Annotated in this window: 17 protein-coding genes and 1 pseudogene; 12 read left to right on the forward strand and 6 right to left on the reverse strand. The window is 70.6% G+C overall.

From position 1 onward, the window contains the following. Positions 1-256 (reverse strand): annotated as a pseudogene (locus CG723_RS48205) (hypothetical protein); the annotation flags it as partial. Between the two features lie 19 nt (positions 257-275). Next, on the reverse strand, positions 276-1,550 hold the full coding sequence (locus tag CG723_RS37330; protein ID WP_100597983.1) for a glycosyltransferase family 4 protein: 1,275 nt from the start codon (positions 1,548-1,550) through the stop codon (positions 276-278). Between the two features lie 162 nt (positions 1,551-1,712). Here CG723_RS37330 and CG723_RS37335 point away from each other — a divergent pair, with 162 nt between their 5' ends. After that, positions 1,713-2,468 (forward strand): response regulator transcription factor, encoded by a 756-nt coding sequence (locus tag CG723_RS37335; protein WP_324906504.1) that lies wholly within the window; start codon positions 1,713-1,715, stop codon positions 2,466-2,468. A gap of 2 nt (positions 2,469-2,470) precedes the next feature. Beyond that, a complete protein-coding gene (locus CG723_RS37340) occupies positions 2,471-3,940 on the forward strand; it encodes a sensor histidine kinase (protein WP_100597984.1) in 1,470 nt (489 codons plus the stop codon). A 3-nt stretch (positions 3,941-3,943) separates the two neighbouring features. Here the strand turns inward: CG723_RS37340 and CG723_RS37345 are convergent, their stop codons facing one another. Continuing rightward, positions 3,944-4,543, reverse strand: coding sequence for a hypothetical protein (locus CG723_RS37345; protein WP_100597985.1), 600 nt, complete (start codon positions 4,541-4,543; stop codon positions 3,944-3,946). Positions 4,544-4,826: 283 nt separating this feature from the next. Here CG723_RS37345 and hemL point away from each other — a divergent pair, with 283 nt between their 5' ends. From hemL to CG723_RS37400, 10 genes are all read left to right on the forward strand, one after another. After that, positions 4,827-6,191, forward strand: a complete 1,365-nt coding sequence (gene hemL, locus CG723_RS37355) for a glutamate-1-semialdehyde 2,1-aminomutase (RefSeq protein ID WP_100597986.1) — start codon at positions 4,827-4,829, stop codon at positions 6,189-6,191. Then, a complete protein-coding gene (locus CG723_RS37360; RefSeq protein WP_100597987.1) occupies positions 6,188-6,883 on the forward strand; it encodes a histidine phosphatase family protein in 696 nt (231 codons plus the stop codon). The genes hemL and CG723_RS37360 overlap by 4 nt, the downstream gene beginning before the upstream one ends. 175 nt (positions 6,884-7,058) lie before the next feature. Next, a complete protein-coding gene (locus CG723_RS37365) occupies positions 7,059-8,306 on the forward strand; it encodes a hypothetical protein (protein WP_100597988.1) in 1,248 nt (415 codons plus the stop codon). 99 nt (positions 8,307-8,405) lie between these two features. Continuing rightward, complete coding sequence (locus CG723_RS37370) at positions 8,406-9,026, forward strand: TlpA family protein disulfide reductase (RefSeq protein ID WP_100597989.1); 621 nt, start codon at positions 8,406-8,408, stop codon at positions 9,024-9,026. A 6-nt stretch (positions 9,027-9,032) separates the two neighbouring features. Then, entirely contained in the window at positions 9,033-9,809 is a 777-nt protein-coding gene (locus CG723_RS37375) for a cytochrome c biogenesis CcdA family protein (RefSeq protein WP_100597990.1), read from the forward strand. A gap of 3 nt (positions 9,810-9,812) precedes the next feature. Further along, positions 9,813-11,513, forward strand: coding sequence for a cytochrome c biogenesis protein ResB (gene resB, locus CG723_RS37380; RefSeq protein ID WP_100597991.1), 1,701 nt, complete (start codon positions 9,813-9,815; stop codon positions 11,511-11,513). Further along, complete coding sequence (gene ccsB, locus CG723_RS37385; RefSeq protein WP_199842051.1) at positions 11,510-12,601, forward strand: c-type cytochrome biogenesis protein CcsB; 1,092 nt, start codon at positions 11,510-11,512, stop codon at positions 12,599-12,601. Before resB ends, ccsB begins: the two co-directional genes overlap by 4 nt. A gap of 177 nt (positions 12,602-12,778) precedes the next feature. Beyond that, positions 12,779-13,288, forward strand: coding sequence for an RNA polymerase sigma factor (locus CG723_RS37390; protein ID WP_351255701.1), 510 nt, complete (start codon positions 12,779-12,781; stop codon positions 13,286-13,288). Then, entirely contained in the window at positions 13,272-14,201 is a 930-nt protein-coding gene (locus CG723_RS37395; RefSeq protein WP_100597992.1) for a CU044_5270 family protein, read from the forward strand. Before CG723_RS37390 ends, CG723_RS37395 begins: the two co-directional genes overlap by 17 nt. Before the next feature lie 65 nt (positions 14,202-14,266). Then, entirely contained in the window at positions 14,267-14,815 is a 549-nt protein-coding gene (locus CG723_RS37400; RefSeq protein ID WP_100597993.1) for an SRPBCC family protein, read from the forward strand. Between the two features lie 79 nt (positions 14,816-14,894). Here CG723_RS37400 and CG723_RS37405 read toward each other — a convergent pair whose 3' ends face one another. Genes CG723_RS37405 through CG723_RS37415 form a run of 3 tightly spaced genes read right to left on the reverse strand, consistent with a single transcriptional unit; the run spans position 14,895 to position 16,804 of the window. Next, on the reverse strand, positions 14,895-15,878 hold the full coding sequence (locus CG723_RS37405; RefSeq protein ID WP_100597994.1) for an isopenicillin N synthase family dioxygenase: 984 nt from the start codon (positions 15,876-15,878) through the stop codon (positions 14,895-14,897). A gap of 60 nt (positions 15,879-15,938) precedes the next feature. Continuing rightward, on the reverse strand, positions 15,939-16,397 hold the full coding sequence (locus CG723_RS37410; protein ID WP_100597995.1) for a nucleoside deaminase: 459 nt from the start codon (positions 16,395-16,397) through the stop codon (positions 15,939-15,941). Then, positions 16,394-16,804: a PLD nuclease N-terminal domain-containing protein gene (locus CG723_RS37415; protein ID WP_100597996.1), complete on the reverse strand. Its 411-nt coding sequence runs from the start codon at positions 16,802-16,804 to the stop codon at positions 16,394-16,396. Before CG723_RS37415 ends, CG723_RS37410 begins: the two co-directional genes overlap by 4 nt. Between the last annotated feature and the right edge of the window lie 23 nt (positions 16,805-16,827).

A 16,827-nucleotide genomic window follows, 5' to 3' on the forward strand; every position in this document is an offset into this window, starting at 1 on the left:
TGGTGGGGCTTGGTGCGGAGGGGGGTTCGGCCCAGGTCGGGGCTGTGGCTCCGGGCTCCGGTCGACTCGCATCCGGTCGGGCAGTGGTGGCTGCCGTACCCGGCTGGAGGTCGGGCCGGGGGGCGGGCCGCCGCCGGTTCTGGTCGGCCCGCCTGCCCCGGCCCTCGGTGGCCCTGTCCCGTTTGGCTCCGGGGGCCTTGGGGCCTTGCGGGCGGGCCGGTTCCGGGGCGCCGAGTTGGGTGTCGTTGGTCGTCATGTGCCTTCCCGCTCGTGCGTCACGTGGGGCGTGGGTCCGAGCGGGCGCCGCGCGCGGACGCGGTCCGCGCCGGGCCGTGGGTCGAACGGGCCTTGCGGCGGGCCCAGTCGGCCGCGCGAGAGCGCAGCCGCTGCCACGACCGCAGGCGCCGCGTCTCACGGAGTTCCGCGAACAGGAGCTCGTACCGGGCGACGATCGGATCGGGGTCGTAGCGGCGGGCGGACGCGAACGCGGCGCGGGCCATGGCGTGTCGGCGCGGCGCGTCGTCAATGAGGCCGACGACCGCCTCGGCGAGAGCCCGCGCGTCCCCGAGCGGCACGAGCCGGCCGTCGACGCCGTCGGTGATGATCTCGGCGGGGCCGAGCGGCGCGTCGGTGCTGACCACCGGAACCCCGCACCGCATCGCCTCGACGAGCGTCATTCCGAAGGACTCCGCATCTGACGCGGACACCACGATCGAGGCCTTCGCGAACTCCGGCTCGATGGGCGAGCGCGCCCCCATCAGGTGGGCGCGCCCGGTCAGTCCGAGTCCGGCGATGAGATCGCGCAGCTTCGCTTCCTCAGGCCCGCCGCCGTAGATCCGCAGCTGCCACTCGGGTTCCTGCGCGGCGACGGCCGCGAACGCCTCCAGGAGGAGGTCGAAGCGCTTGCCCGGCGCGAGACGCCCGGCGCTCGCGATGACCTTGGCGGCGCCGTCGGACGGCGGGCAGGGCGCCTCCGGCACGATGTTGGGGACCGACAGGACCTGTACGCCCGGCAGGGCCATGCGCGCCCGGTACACCTCGGCGTCCGCCGAGGTCATGGTGACGACGGCGTCGAGGGAGCGGTAGTGGCGGGCGAGCACCGCCCGGAGCTTCTTGCTGTGCGCGTCGTGGCGCAGGTGCTCCTGCCCGATCCGCAGTGCGGTGCGCGGGCCGTACATCGCCAGATAGACGTTGATGCCGGGGCGCGTACCGATCACGACGTCAGCGTCGCAGCGCTCCAGGTACTCACGCACGCGCAGATCGTGCAGACGGGTGTACTGCTTGCGCCGCTTCTCGGCGGCGGGAAAGTCCCGTGCGGGCTCCTCGTACGCCGCGTACCGCGTGTCGACGCCGCCGATACGCGTGTCGACGAGTGGGACCAGTGAGACGGCGGGGTCGACCGTGAAGCGCGGCACCTCGCGATGCCGGGACATAGAGACGATCTCCACCTCGTGGCCGCCGCGCCCGGCGAGCGCCGCGGCGAGGTTGAGCGTGGTTCGCACGGTCCCGCCGATCGCGTACGCGTTGTGCAGCAGGAACACGATCTTCATGGACAACCCTCCCGGCGGGCGCTTTGCCCGCAACATACGGCGGCAGCCTGGTCCAGCCGGGTAAGCCACCGTTCGCGCCTGGGTGAGAGACGGGTAAGAAGGCGTCCGGCGGGCCCCTGGTCAGGGGGTACGCCGCCGGACGCGGGGGGCACACTGGAACGCGTGTCCCCTACCGCTGCGTCCGCCACGCCCCACGCCGCGTCCCCGACCGTGCTGCTCGCCGAGGACGACCGTGCCATCCGCCATGCCCTGGAGCGGGCCCTGACTCTGGAGGGTTACGAGGTCACGGCCGTCGCCGACGGGGTGGAGGCGATCGCGCAGGCACACCGCAGCGCGCCCGACATCCTCGTGCTGGACGTGATGATGCCGGGCATCGACGGTCTTCAGGTGTGCCGGGTGCTGCGTGCCGAGGGGGACCGCACGCCGATCCTGATGCTGACGGCGCTCGTCGAGACGCCGGACCGGATCGCGGGCCTGGACGCGGGCGCCGACGACTATGTCGTGAAGCCGTTCGACGTGGATGAGGTCTTCGCCCGGCTCCGTGCCCTGCTGCGCCGCAGCAACGGCGCCTCCTCCGACGACGGGAGCGGCGGGCGCGATGGGTCGCCCGAGCCCGACGGCCAGGTCACGGCGGCCGACCTCAGAATGGACCCGCAGGCGCGGCGGGCCTGGCGCGGGGAGCGCGAACTGGAGCTCACCCGTACCGAGTTCGACCTTCTGGAGCTGCTCGTGCGCAACGCGGGCATCGTCCTCGACCACGCCACGATCTACGACCGCATCTGGGGCTACGACTTCGGTCCCGGGTCGAAGAACCTCGCCGTCTACGTGGGCTATCTGCGCCGCAAGGTCGACGAACCCGGTACGACCTCCCTCATCCACACCGTGCGCGGCGTCGGCTACGTGCTGCGGGAGGACTGAGGATGCCGCGCCCCCGCCTGCGCGCGTTCCTGCACGGGCGACCGCGCGCCCGGTCCCTGCGGACGACGTTCGCCGTGTCGTTCGCGGCCGTCGCGGCGGCCGTCACCGTCCTGGTCGGCTTCCTCTCCTACGACGCCGCGGCGCGGCTCGTCCGCGTGGACCAGCAGGCCGTGTTCGACGAGGTCGTCACCGATCTGCGGCAGCAGGTGAAGGACGCCAAGCTCACCCCGTACGACTTCGCGTCGGGGGACCCCGACCACGACGGGCCGCGCGACGACCTGATCCGGCCGGCCCGTACGGACGTCCAGGTGCTCGGGCCCGGCGGCCGGGTCGTCGACCGCGGCAGCCCGCAGCTGCCCGTGAACGCGGCGGACCGGCGCACCGCCGACGAGGCGCACGCCGGTGTGACGGAGGAGGCCGACGGGGCGGAGAAGGGCGGCTCGCGGCGCGATGTGGAGATCGGCGGGGACGAGTACCGGATGACGGCCGTGTCGCTGGGCGGCGGGCGCGGCGCCGTGCAGGTCGCGCAGGAGTTCAGCGACACGGAGGACCTGCTGCGTGATCTCCAGCAGCGCACGGGCCTGTTGGCGGGTTCCGTGATCGTGGCGGCGGGACTTGTCGGCTGGTGGCTGGCGCGCCGGATCACGGGGCGTCTGGTGACGCTCGCGGAGGCGGCGGAGGACGTGGCGGGGACGGGGCACCTCGATGTGCGGGTGCCGGTGACCGGCGGCGACGAGGTGGGCAGCCTGGGCCGCTCCTTCGACCGGATGCTGGGGCGTCTTGCGCGCTCGATGGAGGACCAGCGCCGCCTGGTGCAGGACGCCGGTCATGAACTGCGCACGCCGCTCACCTCGCTGCGTACGAACATCTCGCTGCTGCGCCGTATCGAGGACCTGCCGCCCGCCGCCCGTGAGGAGCTGATCGCCGACCTGGCGCAGGAGTCGCGTGAACTGACCGATCTGGTCAACGAGTTGGTGGAGCTGGCCGCGGGCAAGGAGGACGACGAGCCGGTCGTCGAGGTGGCGCTCGCCGAGACCGCGGAGGACACGGCGGTCCTCGCGCGCCGCCGCACGGGCCGCACGGTCACGGTGCGTTCGCGGGGCGACACGGTGGTCCGGGGCCGGCCGGCCTCGCTCCAGCGCGCAGTGTCGAACCTGGTGGAGAACGCCGCCAAGTTCGACCGCGACGGCACGGAGCTGATCGAGATCGTGGTCACGGGAGGCCTCCCGGACGGCGTGCGTGTCGAGGTGCTCGACCGGGGTCCCGGCATCGCGGACTCGGATCTGGACCGGGTCTTCGACCGCTTCTACCGCGCGCCGGCTGCCCGCAGCCTGCCGGGCTCCGGCCTCGGCCTGTCCATCGTCCAGGAGGTGGCTGCGGCCCACGGGGGCGCGCCGTTCGCGAAGGCGCGTCCGGGCGGGGGAGCGGCGATCGGGTTCACGGTGCGGGGTGTGCTGCCCGACGAGGAGTGAGGGTCAGGGCCAGACGAGGCAGTAGGCCTGGTGTCCCGCGTCGTGCAGCCGGTGGCTGAAGTCCTGCCATTCGTGCAGGAGTTGGTACACGTAGAACGCGTCGCGCGGGCCGCCGCGGTCCGGGACCGTCGACCAGATGAACGCCGCGGCGCCCACGGCCTCCTCGCCGACGCCGCGCAGCGGGTCGACGACCGTCATGGGCAGCTTCACGACCGCGTAGTCGGGATGCAGGACGACCAGTTCCAGCGGGGGGACCTTGTGCAGCGGTATGCCCTCGATGCCGGTGAGGACCATCGCGGCCATCGTCTCCGGCTTGATCTTGGTGAACATGCCGCCCATGCCGAGCTCGTCACCGCCGAGCTCCTCGGGGCGCATCGAGATGGGGACACGGGCCGCCGTGGCGCCGTCGGGCGCGCCGAAGTATTTGTACGTCACCCCCACCCGGCCACCATTCCTGCTCCCGGTCCCGCTCAGTTCCTGCCCGGCGTCCGCTTCCTCCGCTGGTGCCGCTGCCGCCTCCGCGTCGCGCCGGTGCTTTCCCCGCCGGGCACGCCGGGGGCCCAGGTCGTCGGTCCCCTCGCCCAGTCCGCCACCGCGATGCATATCTCCACCCGACTGCTTTTCCAGGGCGCCTGGCCCCTTTTCTAGGCCGCGCGGCCACCACCGCGCAACCCGATCATCGTGTCAGTGACCTCCCCCACGGTCACTCGCCGAAACGTGCGGTGAACCACCCGCGCGGGCCGGGGAGCGAACCCCGTGCCGGCGTGCAGCGTGAACTGTCCGCGAGCGGCCCGTCCCCTGGGAGTTTAGGTAGTCGGTTCCCGCCGTGGCCAGAGAAGCAGGGGATGAGCCGGGGTCCGGAGAGCCTGCCCGTACGCTGAGAGGCATGGCAGAGGCGAACAACATCCCCGGGTCCGCGGCGCCGCCGTCGGGCGCGACCGCACCGTACCCCTATGAAGCACCGGTCTCGCAGGGTCTCTTCGACCGTGCGGCCCTCGTGACGCCGGGCGGCGTGAACTCGCCCGTACGCGCGTTCCGTGCCGTGGGCGGTACGCCCCGGTTCATGGTGTCCGGTACCGGTCCGTACCTCACGGATGCCGACGGTCGCGAGTACGTCGACCTCGTCTGCTCCTGGGGGCCGATGATCCTCGGCCATTCCCGACCCGAGGTCATCGCGGCCGTCCAGGAAGCCGTCGCGCGCGGTACGTCCTTCGGTACGCCGGGCGAGGGCGAGGTGGCCCTGGCCGAGGAGATCGTCGCGCGGATCGCGCCGGTCGAGCAGGTGCGGCTGGTGTCCAGCGGCACCGAGGCGACCATGTCCGCGATCAGGCTCGCCCGCGGGTTCACCGGGCGCGCCAAGGTGATCAAGTTCGCCGGCTGTTACCACGGGCACGTGGACGCGCTGCTCGCCGCGGCGGGTTCCGGTGTGGCGACCCTCGGGCTGCCGGACACCCCGGGTGTGACCGGTGCCCAGGCGGGCGACACCATCGTCGTCCCGTACAACGACCTCGACGCCGTGCGGGTCGCGTTCGCCGCGAACGAGGGCCAGGTCGCCTGTGTCATCACCGAGGCGTCGCCGGGCAACATGGGCGTCGTCCCGCCGCTCGAAGGCTTCAACCAGGGCCTCGCGGACCTGTGCCGGGAGAACGGCGCGCTCTACATCTCCGACGAGGTCATGACCGGCTTCCGCACGTCGAAGGCCGGCTGGTACGGCGTCGACGGGGTGGCGCCCGACCTGATGACGTTCGGCAAGGTCATGGGCGGTGGCTTCCCGGCCGCCGCGTTCGGTGGCCGCGCGGACGTCATGGGGCACCTCGCCCCGGCCGGACCCGTCTACCAGGCGGGCACGCTGTCCGGGAACCCGGTCGCGACGGCGGCCGGCGTCGCGCAGCTGCGGCTGCTCGACGACGCCGCGTACGCGAAGATCGACGCGGTCTCCGAGCAGCTGCGCACCCTGGTGGGCGCCGCGCTCACGAAGGAGGGCGTCGCGCACCGCGTGCAGAGCGCCTCCAACATGTTCTCGGTGTTCTTCACGGAGAACGAGGTGCGCAACTACGAGGACGCGAAGCGCCAAGAGTCCTTCCGCTTCACCGCGTTCTTCCACTCGATGCTGGAGCAGGGCGTCTATCTGCCGCCGTCGGCCTTCGAGTCCTGGTTCGTCTCCACTGCCCATGACGAGCGGGCGGTCGAGCGCATCGCCGCCGCGCTCCCCGGTGCCGCGCGCGCGGCTGCGGAGGCCACGCAAGCATGACCACTGCCGGCAAGTCCGACCAGGACATCACCGTCGTCCACGTGATGCGGCACGGAGAGGTGCACAACCCGGAGGGGATCCTGTACGGGCGCCTGCCCGACTACCACCTCTCCGAGCTCGGCCGGCAGATGGCCGACCGGGTCGCCGAGCACCTGTCCTCGCGTGATGTGACCCATGTCGTGGCCTCACCGCTGGACCGGGCGCAGGAGACGGCGACGCCGATCGCGAAGGCGCACGGGCTCGACCTGGCGACCGACGACCGGCTCATCGAGGCGGGCAACGTCTTCCAGGGCAAGACGTTCGGCGTCGGCGACGGCGCGCTGCGCAAGCCGGAGAACTGGAAGCACCTCGTCAACCCGTTCAAGCCGTCGTGGGGCGAGCCGTACGTCGAGCAGGTCGTGCGGATGATGGGCGCCCTCGACGCGGCGAAGGACGCGGCGCGCGGTCACGAGGCGGTGTGCGTCAGCCATCAGCTGCCGATCTGGATCGTGCGCAGCTTCGTGGAGAAGCGGCGGCTGTGGCACGACCCGCGCAAGCGGCAGTGCACGCTCGCCTCGCTCACGACGTTCACCTATCGCGGGGACAAGATCGTGTCCGTCGGCTACACGGAGCCCGCACGCGATCTCGTGCCCGCCCATCTCCTCGCGGGTGCCAAGCCCGTGAAGGGGAAGGACAAGGCGTTCGGCGCGTAGCGCCTTCGGTTCTGAGCGCCTTCGGCCTGAGCCCATTCGGCACTCGGAACATTCGGCGCAAAGCCGTCGGCATTGCCCAACTTTGTTCTCCGCGCCGGAACCGCGGTGTTCGTCGCGCCCTCTAAGGGGGTGCCCGTCTCGTACGGGACGGGGCGCGACGAATGGGGACCAGGGAATGCCGGACATCACACGAAGGGGACTGATCGGGCTGGGAGCGGGTGCGGCGGCGGCCGCCGCGCTCGCCGGGTGCGGTACCAGTAACGGGCAGGGTGGCGGGGCGGCGTCCGTGCCGCTGGGCGACCAGGGCGAGGGCGGCGCCGGTAAGCCCGACAAGCCCGCGGCCCGGCCGATCGGCGACGGCTCGACGTCGTACACCGGCAAGCAGCCGAACCAGCCGGGCAAGCCCGTCCCCCTCGAACCCGGCGAGACGCCGCCGCAGTTCGTGATCTTCTCCTGGGACGGCGCGGGCGAGGTCGGCAACGGCCTCTTCCCGCGCTTCCTCGACCTGGCCGAGAACCACGGCGCGCACATGACGTTCTTCCTCTCCGGCCTCTATCTGCTGCCGGAGTCGAAGAAGCGGCTCTACCGCCCGCCGAACAACGGGGTCGGCGCCTCCGACATCGGCTATCTCACCGATGCCCACATCAAGGAGACGCTGAAGTACGTCCGCCGGGCCTGGCTGGAAGGCCATGAGATCGGCACGCACTTCAACGGCCACTTCTGCGCGGGCACCGGCACCGTCGCCAACTGGACCCCGGCGCAGTGGCGCAGCGAGATCGACCAGGCCAAGTCGTTCGTCAAGGAGTGGCGCACGAACACGGGCTGGCACGACCTGCCCTCGCTGCCCTTCGACTACGAGAAGGAACTCGTCGGCGGCCGCACGCCCTGTCTGCTCGGCCAGGACAATCTGCTGCCCACGGCCCGCGAGCTCGGCTGGCGCTACGACGCCTCGTCGCCGGGCGGCCGGCAGCGCTGGCCCTCCAAGCGCGGCGGGGTGTGGGATCTGCCACTGCAGGCCGTGCCGTTCCCCGGGCACACCTTCGAGGTCCTCTCGATGGACTACAACATGCTGGCCAACCAGTCGGTGAACACGACCAGGGCGCCCGCCTACAACTACCCGCGCTGGCGCAAGCAGTCGGCCGATGCCTACATAGCCGGCTTCGACCGGGCATACGAGACGAACCGGGCGCCGTTCTTCATAGGCAACCACTTCGAGGACTGGAACGGCGGGATCTATATGGACTCCGTCGAAGAGGCGCTCAAGCACATGGCCGGCCAGAAGGACGTACGCCTCGTCTCCTTCCGGCAGTTCGTCGACTGGCTGGACGTCCAGGACCCGAAGGTCCTCGACAAGCTGCGCTCGCTCGACGTCGGAGTGCGCCCCGACGGCGGCTGGAAGAGCTATCTGAAAGCCGCGGCGTGAGCCTCGCGCCGCACCCTGAATGACCCCTTCTGAAATGGGGTTTTCCGTACGCAAGGGGGGTGCGGAAGATCCCCTAAACAGACATGCGAAACTTTTCACATGAGTGCCGACTGCCGCGTTTCCCCCCTCGCTGCATCCAAGCGCCGTACCGCCCTTCTCGCCGCGGGGGCCGCGGTCGCTGCGCTGACGCTCTCCGCATGCAGCTCCGGCGGAACGTCGGGCGGCGGCAACAACACCAACTTCGTGACGAACTCCGGCGGCGTCTCCACCGTCGACCAGGGCGACCGGCACGACGCCCCGAAGCTGGACGGCAAGGACCTGGAGGGCAAGCCCCTCGACCTCGCCGACTACAAGGGCAAGGTCATCGTGCTGAACGTGTGGGGCTCCTGGTGCCCGCCGTGCCGCGCCGAGGCCAACTACTTCGCCAAGGTCGCGAACGAGACCAAGGGCAAGGACGTCCAGTTCATCGGGATCAACACCCGTGATCCGCAGACCGAACCGGCCCTCCAGTTCGAGAAGGACCACAACATCCCGTACCCGAGCTTCTACGACCCCTCGGGCAAGCTGATGCTGCGGTTCGAGAAGGGCACCCTCAACCCGCAGTCCATCCCGTCCACGCTCGTCATCGACCGCGACGGCAAGATCGCCGCCCGCTCGCTGCGCGCGCTCAGCGAGGACAAGCTGCGCAAGATGGTCGACCCCGTGATCGCGGAGAAGTGAGCGACGGTGCACGCCACGCTCACCGCTCTCGCCGCTGAAGGCGGAGTGAGCAACACCGTCGAGAGCGGTGCGCTCCTGCTCGCTCTGCCGATCGCCGTGCTCGGCGGTCTCCTCTCGTTCTTCTCGCCCTGCGTCCTGCCTCTCGTGCCCGGCTATCTGTCCTACGTGACAGGGGTCAGCGGCACCGACCTGGCCGACGCGCGGCGCGGCCGGATGGCGCTCGGCGCCGGACTGTTCGTCCTCGGCTTCACCGCCGTCTTCGTCTCCGGCGGGGCCCTCTTCGGCTACTTCGGCGAGACGCTCCAGGAGTACCAGGACACCCTCACCAAGATCCTCGGTGTCCTGATGGTCCTCATGGGGATCTTTTTCATGGGCATGATGCCCTGGCTCACCCAGCGCGAATTCCGCTTCCACAAGCGGCCGGTGACCGGGCTGATCGGCGCTCCGGTGCTCGGCGCCCTGTTCGGCATCGGCTGGACCCCCTGCATCGGTCCGACGCTCGCCTCCGTGACCGCCCTGTCGTTCAACGAGGCGAGCGCGGGGCGCGGGGCCATACTGACCGTTGCGTACTGCGCCGGGCTCGGTGTCCCCTTCGTGCTCGCCGCGGTCGCCTTCCGCAAGGCGCTCGGCGCCTTCGGCTGGGTCAAGAAGCACTACGCCTGGGTGATGCGCATCGGCGGCATCATGATGATCTTTACCGGAGTGCTGCTGCTCACAGGAGCCTGGGACACCCTCGTCCAGCAGATGCAGACCTGGTCCAACGGCTTCACGGTGGGAATCTGATTCATGAGCACGACTGAATCCGGCAAGACCGGCGAGGTGAGCGGCGACGAGCTCGGCGCGGCCGGCTCGCACCTGTCCACCGCACCGCAGGAGGACCGCGGCCCGAACCTGCCCCGGCTGGGCGTCATCGGCTGGGTCCGCTGGTTCTGGCGGCAGCTCACCTCGATGCGCGTCGCGCTGATCCTGCTCTTCATGCTCTCGCTCGGGGCGATCCCCGGCTCGCTGATCCCGCAGTCCGGGGTCGACGAGATGAAGGTGCAGACGTTCAAGGACGCGCACACCACGGTCTCGCCGGTCTACGACAAGCTGGGCCTGTTCCACGTCTACAGCTCGGTGTGGTTCTCCGCGATCTACATCCTGCTGTTCATCTCCCTCATCGGCTGCATCGTCCCGCGCACCTGGCAGTTCGTCGGGCAGCTGCGCGGCCGCGCCCCGGGCGCCCCCAAGCGCTTCACGCACCTGCCCGCGTCCGCGACCTGGTGCACCGACGCCGAGCCCGAGCAGGTCCGCGCGGCGGCCCTCGACATCCTCCGCAAGCGCCGCTTCCGCGCCCACGTCTCCGGTGACTCCGTCGCCTCCGAGAAGGGCTATCTGCGCGAGGCGGGCAACCTGGTCTTCCACATCGCGCTGATCGTGATGCTGATCGCCTTCGCCTGGGGCCAGCTCTTCAAGTCCGAGGGCGGCAAGCTGATGGTCGAGGGCGACGGAGGCTTCTCCAACGCCCTGCCGATGTACGACGACTTCAAGTCGGGCAACCTCTTCAACTCCGACACCGACCTGACGCCGTTCAGCTTCCAGCTCGACAAGTTCGACGGGACGTACGAGCGCAACGGGCCGAACAAGGGGAGCCCGCGCGTCTACCGCGCGAACGTCACCTACAGCGTCGGCGCGACCGGCAAGGAGCAGAAGACCGCGATCCAGGTCAACGACCCCCTCGAGATCGACGGCACCAAGGTCTATCTCAACGGCCACGGATACGCGCCCACCGTCACCGTCCGGGACGGCCGCGGCAAGATCGTCTCCCGGCAGGCCGTGCCGCTGCTGCCCATCGACTCGAACGTCACCTCCACCGGTGCCATCAAGGTCATGGACGGCTACCGCGACAAGAGCGGCAAGCGGGAACAGCTCGGCTTCAACGCCTTCTTCGTGCCGACCTTCGCGGGGTCCGGGAAGGGCAGCATGTTCTCCCAGTTCCCCGCGCTCGACTACCCCGTCCTCGCGCTGTCCGCGTACCACGGAAGCCTGGGTGTCGACTCCGGGATCCCGCAGAACGTGTACCAACTGGACACCTCCAAGATGAAGAAGTTCACGGACTCGAAGGGGGAGCTGCTCAAGACGCGGCTGCGGCCCGGCGAGACCATGAAGCTTCCGAACGGTGCCGGGTCGATCACGTTCGACAAGGACATCAAGCAGTGGGCGAGCTTCCAGATCACCCACCAGCCCGGCGACGGCTGGGCCCTCGCCGGAGCGCTCGCCGCCATCGCGGGCCTCGCCGGCTCCCTGTTCATCCAGCGCCGCCGCGTCTGGGTCCGGGCGACCCCCGGAGCCGACGGAGTCACCGTCGTCGAGATGGGCGGTCTCGGCCGCAGCGAGTCCTCGAAGGTGGCCGAAGAACTCGGCGACCTGGCCGCACACCTCCACGAACGGGCGCCCAGCGCCGCCGATCCCCAACCTGCTGTTCCTGCCGAAGGGGCTGAGAAGTGAATCTCGCCGCCGCAACCAACGAGAATCTCGCGCACATCAGCAATGTGCTGATCTACTCGTCGATGGCCGTGTACCTCCTGGCCTTCTTCGCGCACATGGCCGAGTGGCTTTTCGGCAGCCGCAGCAAGGTCGGCCGCACCGCTGCCGCGCTGACGCAGAAGGCCACCGCGCAGGCCGCTGCCGGCTCCGTGAAGGTGCAGGTCAAGGAGAAGAACGGCGGCACCGCCGTCCTGGAGCGGCCCAGCGTCGTGACGCGCGCCGTCTCCGGCACGCGTGACGTGCCGGACGGCCCCGGGGCCTCCGGCGGCGACGAGCAGGGCGACCTCTACGGCCGTATCGCGGTGTCCCTCACCGTGCTCGCGTTCCTCGTCGAGGCGAGCGGGGTGCTCACCCGCGCGCTCTCCGTGCAGCGTGCGCCGTGGGGCAACATGTACGAGTTCAACATCACCTTCTCCACCGTCGCCGTCGCTGTGTACCTCGGCCTGCTCGTGGCGAAGAAGAACATCGGCTGGCTCGGCCTCCCGCTGGTCACCACGGTCCTCCTCGATCTCGGCCTCGCTGTCACTGTCTTGTACACCGCCAGCGACCAGTTGGTTCCCGCCCTGCACTCGTACTGGCTGTACATCCACGTCTCCACGGCGATCTTCTGCGGCGCGGTGTTCTACGTCGGCGCGGTCAGCACGCTGCTCTACCTGTTCCGCGACTCGTACGAGAACAAGCTGGCGAACGGCGGCAAGCCCGGGAAGTTCGCGACCTCTGTCATGGAGCGCCTGCCCGCCGCGGCCTCGCTCGACAAGTTCTCCTACCGCGTGAACGCGGCCGTCTTCCCGCTGTGGACGTTCACGATCATCGCGGGCGCGATCTGGGCCGGCGACGCGTGGGGCCGCTACTGGGGCTGGGACCCCAAGGAGACCTGGTCGTTCATCACCTGGGTCGCGTACGCCTGCTACCTGCACGCCCGCGCGACCGCCGGATGGAAGGGCCGCAAGGCCGCCTACCTGGCCCTCATCGCCTTCGCCTGCTGGCTGTTCAACTACTACGGCGTAAACATCTTCGTCACCGGCAAGCACTCCTACGCCGGCGTCTGACACCGCGGCATCCCACGACGGCCGGTTCCCATGTGACGTGAGTCACGGGAACCGGCCTTCGTCGTACGGACAGATGGGGGGCGTGAAGAAGAATCAGGGGGCACATCAAGCACGCAGAACCCGGGTGAGGGACGGTGACGCCGGCGCGTTCGGCGAGCTCTTCGACGCCTACGCCCGATCCGTCTACAACCACGCCTACAGCCTGACCGGCGACTGGTCGACCGCCGAGAAGTCGTCTCGCTGACCTTCCTCGAAGCGTGGCGGCTGCGCGACAGGGTCGAGCCCGAGGGCGGCTCGCTGCGGCCCTGGCTGCTCGGCGTCGCCACGAACGTCACGCGCAACCTGCGCCGTGCCACCCGCAGACACGCCGCCGCAGTCTCCCGCCTCCCGCGCGCGGAAGCCGAGGCCGACGACCAGGCCCGCATAGCCCTCGTCCACACCGCGCCGGCCACACTGCGGCGCCCCGAACGCGAGGTGCTCGCCCTGTGCGTCTGGTCGGGCCTCGACCACCCGTCCGCCGCCAGGGCGCTCGGCGTCCCCGTCGGCACGGTCCGCTCCCGGCTTTTCAGAGCCCGCAGGAAACTCGCCGGTGCCATGGAACTCCCGCGCCCCGACGGACAGATGAAAGGCGGCCACGCTCCCGTGGCCGGGCCCATACAGGAGGGAAACCATGAACACGCTTCCTGAGAAGGACCTTCCGCCGGGCCGGCACCGACTCCTCAAGGAGCATCTGATGACCGAGATCCGGGAGACCGAAGTACCCGCGCAGGCACCGCCGCGCCGGAAGTGGCTGCGTCCCGCGTTCGCCGCCGTCGCCGTGGCGACCGCGGCGGCCGTCACCTTCGTCGCGCTGCCGTCGGACGGCGCGGGCGCCCCGCCGCCGACCAAGGAGGCCGTGGCGCTCCTGGAGGACGTCGCGCTCGCCGCTGAGCACTCCGATACGCCCGCCCGCATCCGCGACGACCAGTTCGTCTACGTCGACAGCCTCGTGTCGTACTCGCAGAGCGGCGAGGGCATGAAGACGAAGATCCCGCCGCTGCACCGGCTGGAGACCTGGCAGTCCGTGGACGGCACCCGCAAGGGACTCGTACGCGAGAAGGGCCGAGGCCAGTGGGCGACCGAAACCGGGCCGGTCCCGGGCAAGCCCGGCTACGAGACGTCCACCAGCTACCGGCACCTGTCCACCCTGCCCACCGACCCCGACGCGATGCTGCGCTGGCTGCGCGGAACGGGCCCCGAGCACAGTGGCCAGCAGGCCGACCAGGCCATGTTCGTGCTGGTCGGCGACCTGATCAGGGATGCGCTCGTGCCGCCGGAGGTGGGCGCCGCGCTCTACCGGGCCGCCGCCAGGATCCCCGGCGTGACCGTGGTGAAGGGGGTGAAGGACGCCGCGGGCCGGCCCGGGATCGCCGTGGCCCGCAAGGACCCCGACAACCCCAGCCGCGACGAGTGGATCTTCGACGTGAAGACCCATGAGTTCCTGGGCGAGCGCACCGTCGCCACCGAAGCCTGGTCGGGCGGGGTGAAGAAGGGCCAGGTCACGAGTAATACGGCGGTCGTGGACCGGGCCGTCGTCGACAAGCCGGGGCAGCGGCCCTAGGCACGGGGCAGCGGATCCCGGTCCGTACGGGTGCGCGAAGCGCGCGGGCGCGCCAGCCTGGAGGTATGACCGAATCCAGCCACCCCACCGAGCCCGCGGCACCTGCCACACCCGTCGCGCCCGGCACGAGCCGGACCGAGGGTCACACCCACAGCCTGCACTTCACGATCCCTCTTCCGCATCCCGTGGAGGAGGTCTGGGCGGCGGTGGCCACCCCGGAGGGTCTGCCGGGGTGGCTGGCCGCCGCCGATGTGCTCGAACCACGGCTCGGCGGTGCGGTCACGCTGCGGTGGCTCAACAACGGGCGCGCCCACCAGGGCCGGGTCACCGCGTGGGACGGCGAGCGCGTCGCCGAGTACACGCTCGAAGGCCCGCACGGCCGCCTGCGCTTCCACCTGGAGCCGACGGCCCCCGACGCGACGACCCTGCGGTTCACCGGCGAGATCGACGGCGACGACTCGGCGCGCCTGGACTACCTGGCCGCCTGGCACGACCACTTCGAGCACCTGGCCGCCGCCCTCGACGGGCGCCCGACGGACGAGCGGGCCTGGGCGGCCTGGACCCCGTCCCGATGGCAGGAGCTCCGGGACGGCTATCTCGAGGCTCCACAGTGATCGGATACGCAGTGATCAGACGCTGCAGTGATCAGACGCTGCAGTGATCAGACGCCGCAGTGATCGGACGCCGCAGTGATCAAGGCTCCACAGTGATCGTGTCCAGCTTCGCCCGCAGATACGTGTGCGAGTCGACCGGCTCGTGCGCGACCCGGCCCTTCGGCGCGGGCACGGACTCGACGGTCGTGCGCGGGTCGCACTCGTAGAAGTAGACGAGGGACATCAGCTCCTCGGCGGGCAGGTCGGCCGGGGGCGGCAGGACGCGGTGGCGGCCGGAGCGCCAGCGGTCGCCGGTCCAACGCGCCATCAAGTCGCCGATGTTGATGGTGAACGCCTCCGGGTCGAACGGCGCGTCCTGCCAGCCGCCCTCGTCGGTGTAGACCTGGAGCCCGCCCTTGCCGGCCTGCCGGTCGAGGACCGTGACGGTCCCGAAGTCGGTGTGCGGGCCGATGCGGAACTGGCCCTCCTCGGGCTCGCCCACGACATCCCTGCCCGGGTACCAGTTGATGTTGAAGCCCCAAGTGGGGTGCGTGGTGTGCCGGGTGAAGAAGTCCTCCTCCTCGCCGAGCGCGACCGCGAGGAGTTCGAGCAGCAGGTCGGACAGCTCCCGCATCCGCCCGAGATACGTCTCGACGAGCGCGCGCAGCTCGGGCGTCTCGGCGGGCCAGGTGTTGGGCAGGAACCACTCCGCGTCGATCTCCGCGTCCCCGGTGGGCAGTTCGGAGGCGTACGACAGGGACTCCTTGAGGTCGGGCGGGGTCTCGGTGCCCTCCGCGTAGCCGTTCGCCTCGGCGCCGGGGCCCAGCCAGCCGCGCCCGCCCACCTTCACGGCGTACGGCTCCTTCACCGCGGGCGGCAGCCGGAAGAAGCCGCGCGCCGCCTCCCGGATCCGGGAGCGCAGGCCCGGGTCCACGCCGTGCCCGGTGACCAGCAGGAATCCGGCCGTCCGCAGCGCCTCGTCGACGGTACGGGCGATTCCGGCGCGCGCGTTCGGACCGCCCAGGAGCCAGGGCCGCAGATCGATCGTGGGGATACGGGGCTGTGGCGCACGGGGTTCCGTCATGGCTCCACTGTGGACGCGGCGCGGCACGCGGGCAACGACGCCCGACCGGCCGGATCCGCGCTACTCGCCGATGTCCTCGTTCCACAGCTCGGGACGGGCCGCGATGAACTCCTCCATCATCGCGACGCACTCGGGGTCGTCGAGCATCACGATCTCCACGCCGTGCTCGGCCAGCCAGTCGTGGCCTCCGTGGAACGTCCGAGCCTCACCGACGACGACCCGCGAGATGCCGAACTGCCGCACCAGACCGGAGCAGTACCAGCACGGCGAGAGCGTCGTCACCATCGTCGTGCCCTTGTACGAGCGCTGCCGGCCCGCGTTGCGGAAGGCGTCGGTCTCGCCGTGCACGGACGGATCCGCGTCCTGCACACGGCGGTTGTGCCCACGCCCGAGGACCTTCCCGTCCGCCGAGTAGAGGGCCGCGCCGATCGGGATGCCGCCCTCGGCGAGCCCCGCCCGCGCCTCCTCGACGGCCGTGGCCAGCCAGGTCCGCGCCAGTTCGGGGTCGAAGGCGCTCACGCAGGCTCCCCGCCCTGCTCACCCTCGCGCTTCCTGAGCTCCTCCTCGCGGCGGCGCAGATCGGCCTCCCAGTCCTTGAGGAGCGACTCGTCCTTCACTTCTTCAGAAGACGCAGCCTCCTCGCGCAGGGAGTGCAGGAACTCGGGGTTGTCGTCGGGTGCGACGAACGTGGTGCGGTGGCTGCGGTGCCACTCGGACGGTGTCGAGCCGTTCGCGGGCGCGTGCCGGTGCCGGCCCGCGACGAGCCAGGCGATCGGGCCGACGAGCACTTCGCCGAAGAGCAGGATGATGATGACCCACACGACCTTCGGCAGGCCCCTGACCTCCTCCTCCGGAGTGTTCAGGCAGTCGATGAAGGCGTAGATCCACAACGCCAGGACCAGCAGGAACGGCAAGTAGCGGAGCATGGTGTCGCGATCCCCCAAGGAGC

Source organism: Streptomyces sp. CB01635 (assembly GCF_002803065.1).
In the GTDB taxonomy this organism is placed as follows: domain Bacteria; phylum Actinomycetota; class Actinomycetes; order Streptomycetales; family Streptomycetaceae; genus Streptomyces.

Coding starts and splice junctions, on each gene's coding strand:
- CG723_RS37330 (WP_100597983.1), bottom strand. CDS start 1,550: ATGAAGATCGTGTTCCTGCTGCACAACGCGTACGCGATCGGCGGGACC.
- CG723_RS37340 (WP_100597984.1), top strand. CDS start 2,471: ATGCCGCGCCCCCGCCTGCGCGCGTTCCTGCACGGGCGACCGCGCGCC.
- CG723_RS37345 (WP_100597985.1), bottom strand. CDS start 4,543: ATGCATCGCGGTGGCGGACTGGGCGAGGGGACCGACGACCTGGGCCCC.
- hemL (WP_100597986.1), top strand. CDS start 4,827: ATGGCAGAGGCGAACAACATCCCCGGGTCCGCGGCGCCGCCGTCGGGC.
- CG723_RS37360 (WP_100597987.1), top strand. CDS start 6,188: ATGACCACTGCCGGCAAGTCCGACCAGGACATCACCGTCGTCCACGTG.
- CG723_RS37365 (WP_100597988.1), top strand. CDS start 7,059: ATGCCGGACATCACACGAAGGGGACTGATCGGGCTGGGAGCGGGTGCG.
- CG723_RS37370 (WP_100597989.1), top strand. CDS start 8,406: ATGAGTGCCGACTGCCGCGTTTCCCCCCTCGCTGCATCCAAGCGCCGT.
- resB (WP_100597991.1), top strand. CDS start 9,813: ATGAGCACGACTGAATCCGGCAAGACCGGCGAGGTGAGCGGCGACGAG.
- CG723_RS37395 (WP_100597992.1), top strand. CDS start 13,272: ATGAACACGCTTCCTGAGAAGGACCTTCCGCCGGGCCGGCACCGACTC.
- CG723_RS37400 (WP_100597993.1), top strand. CDS start 14,267: ATGACCGAATCCAGCCACCCCACCGAGCCCGCGGCACCTGCCACACCC.
- CG723_RS37405 (WP_100597994.1), bottom strand. CDS start 15,878: ATGACGGAACCCCGTGCGCCACAGCCCCGTATCCCCACGATCGATCTG.
- CG723_RS37415 (WP_100597996.1), bottom strand. CDS start 16,804: ATGCTCCGCTACTTGCCGTTCCTGCTGGTCCTGGCGTTGTGGATCTAC.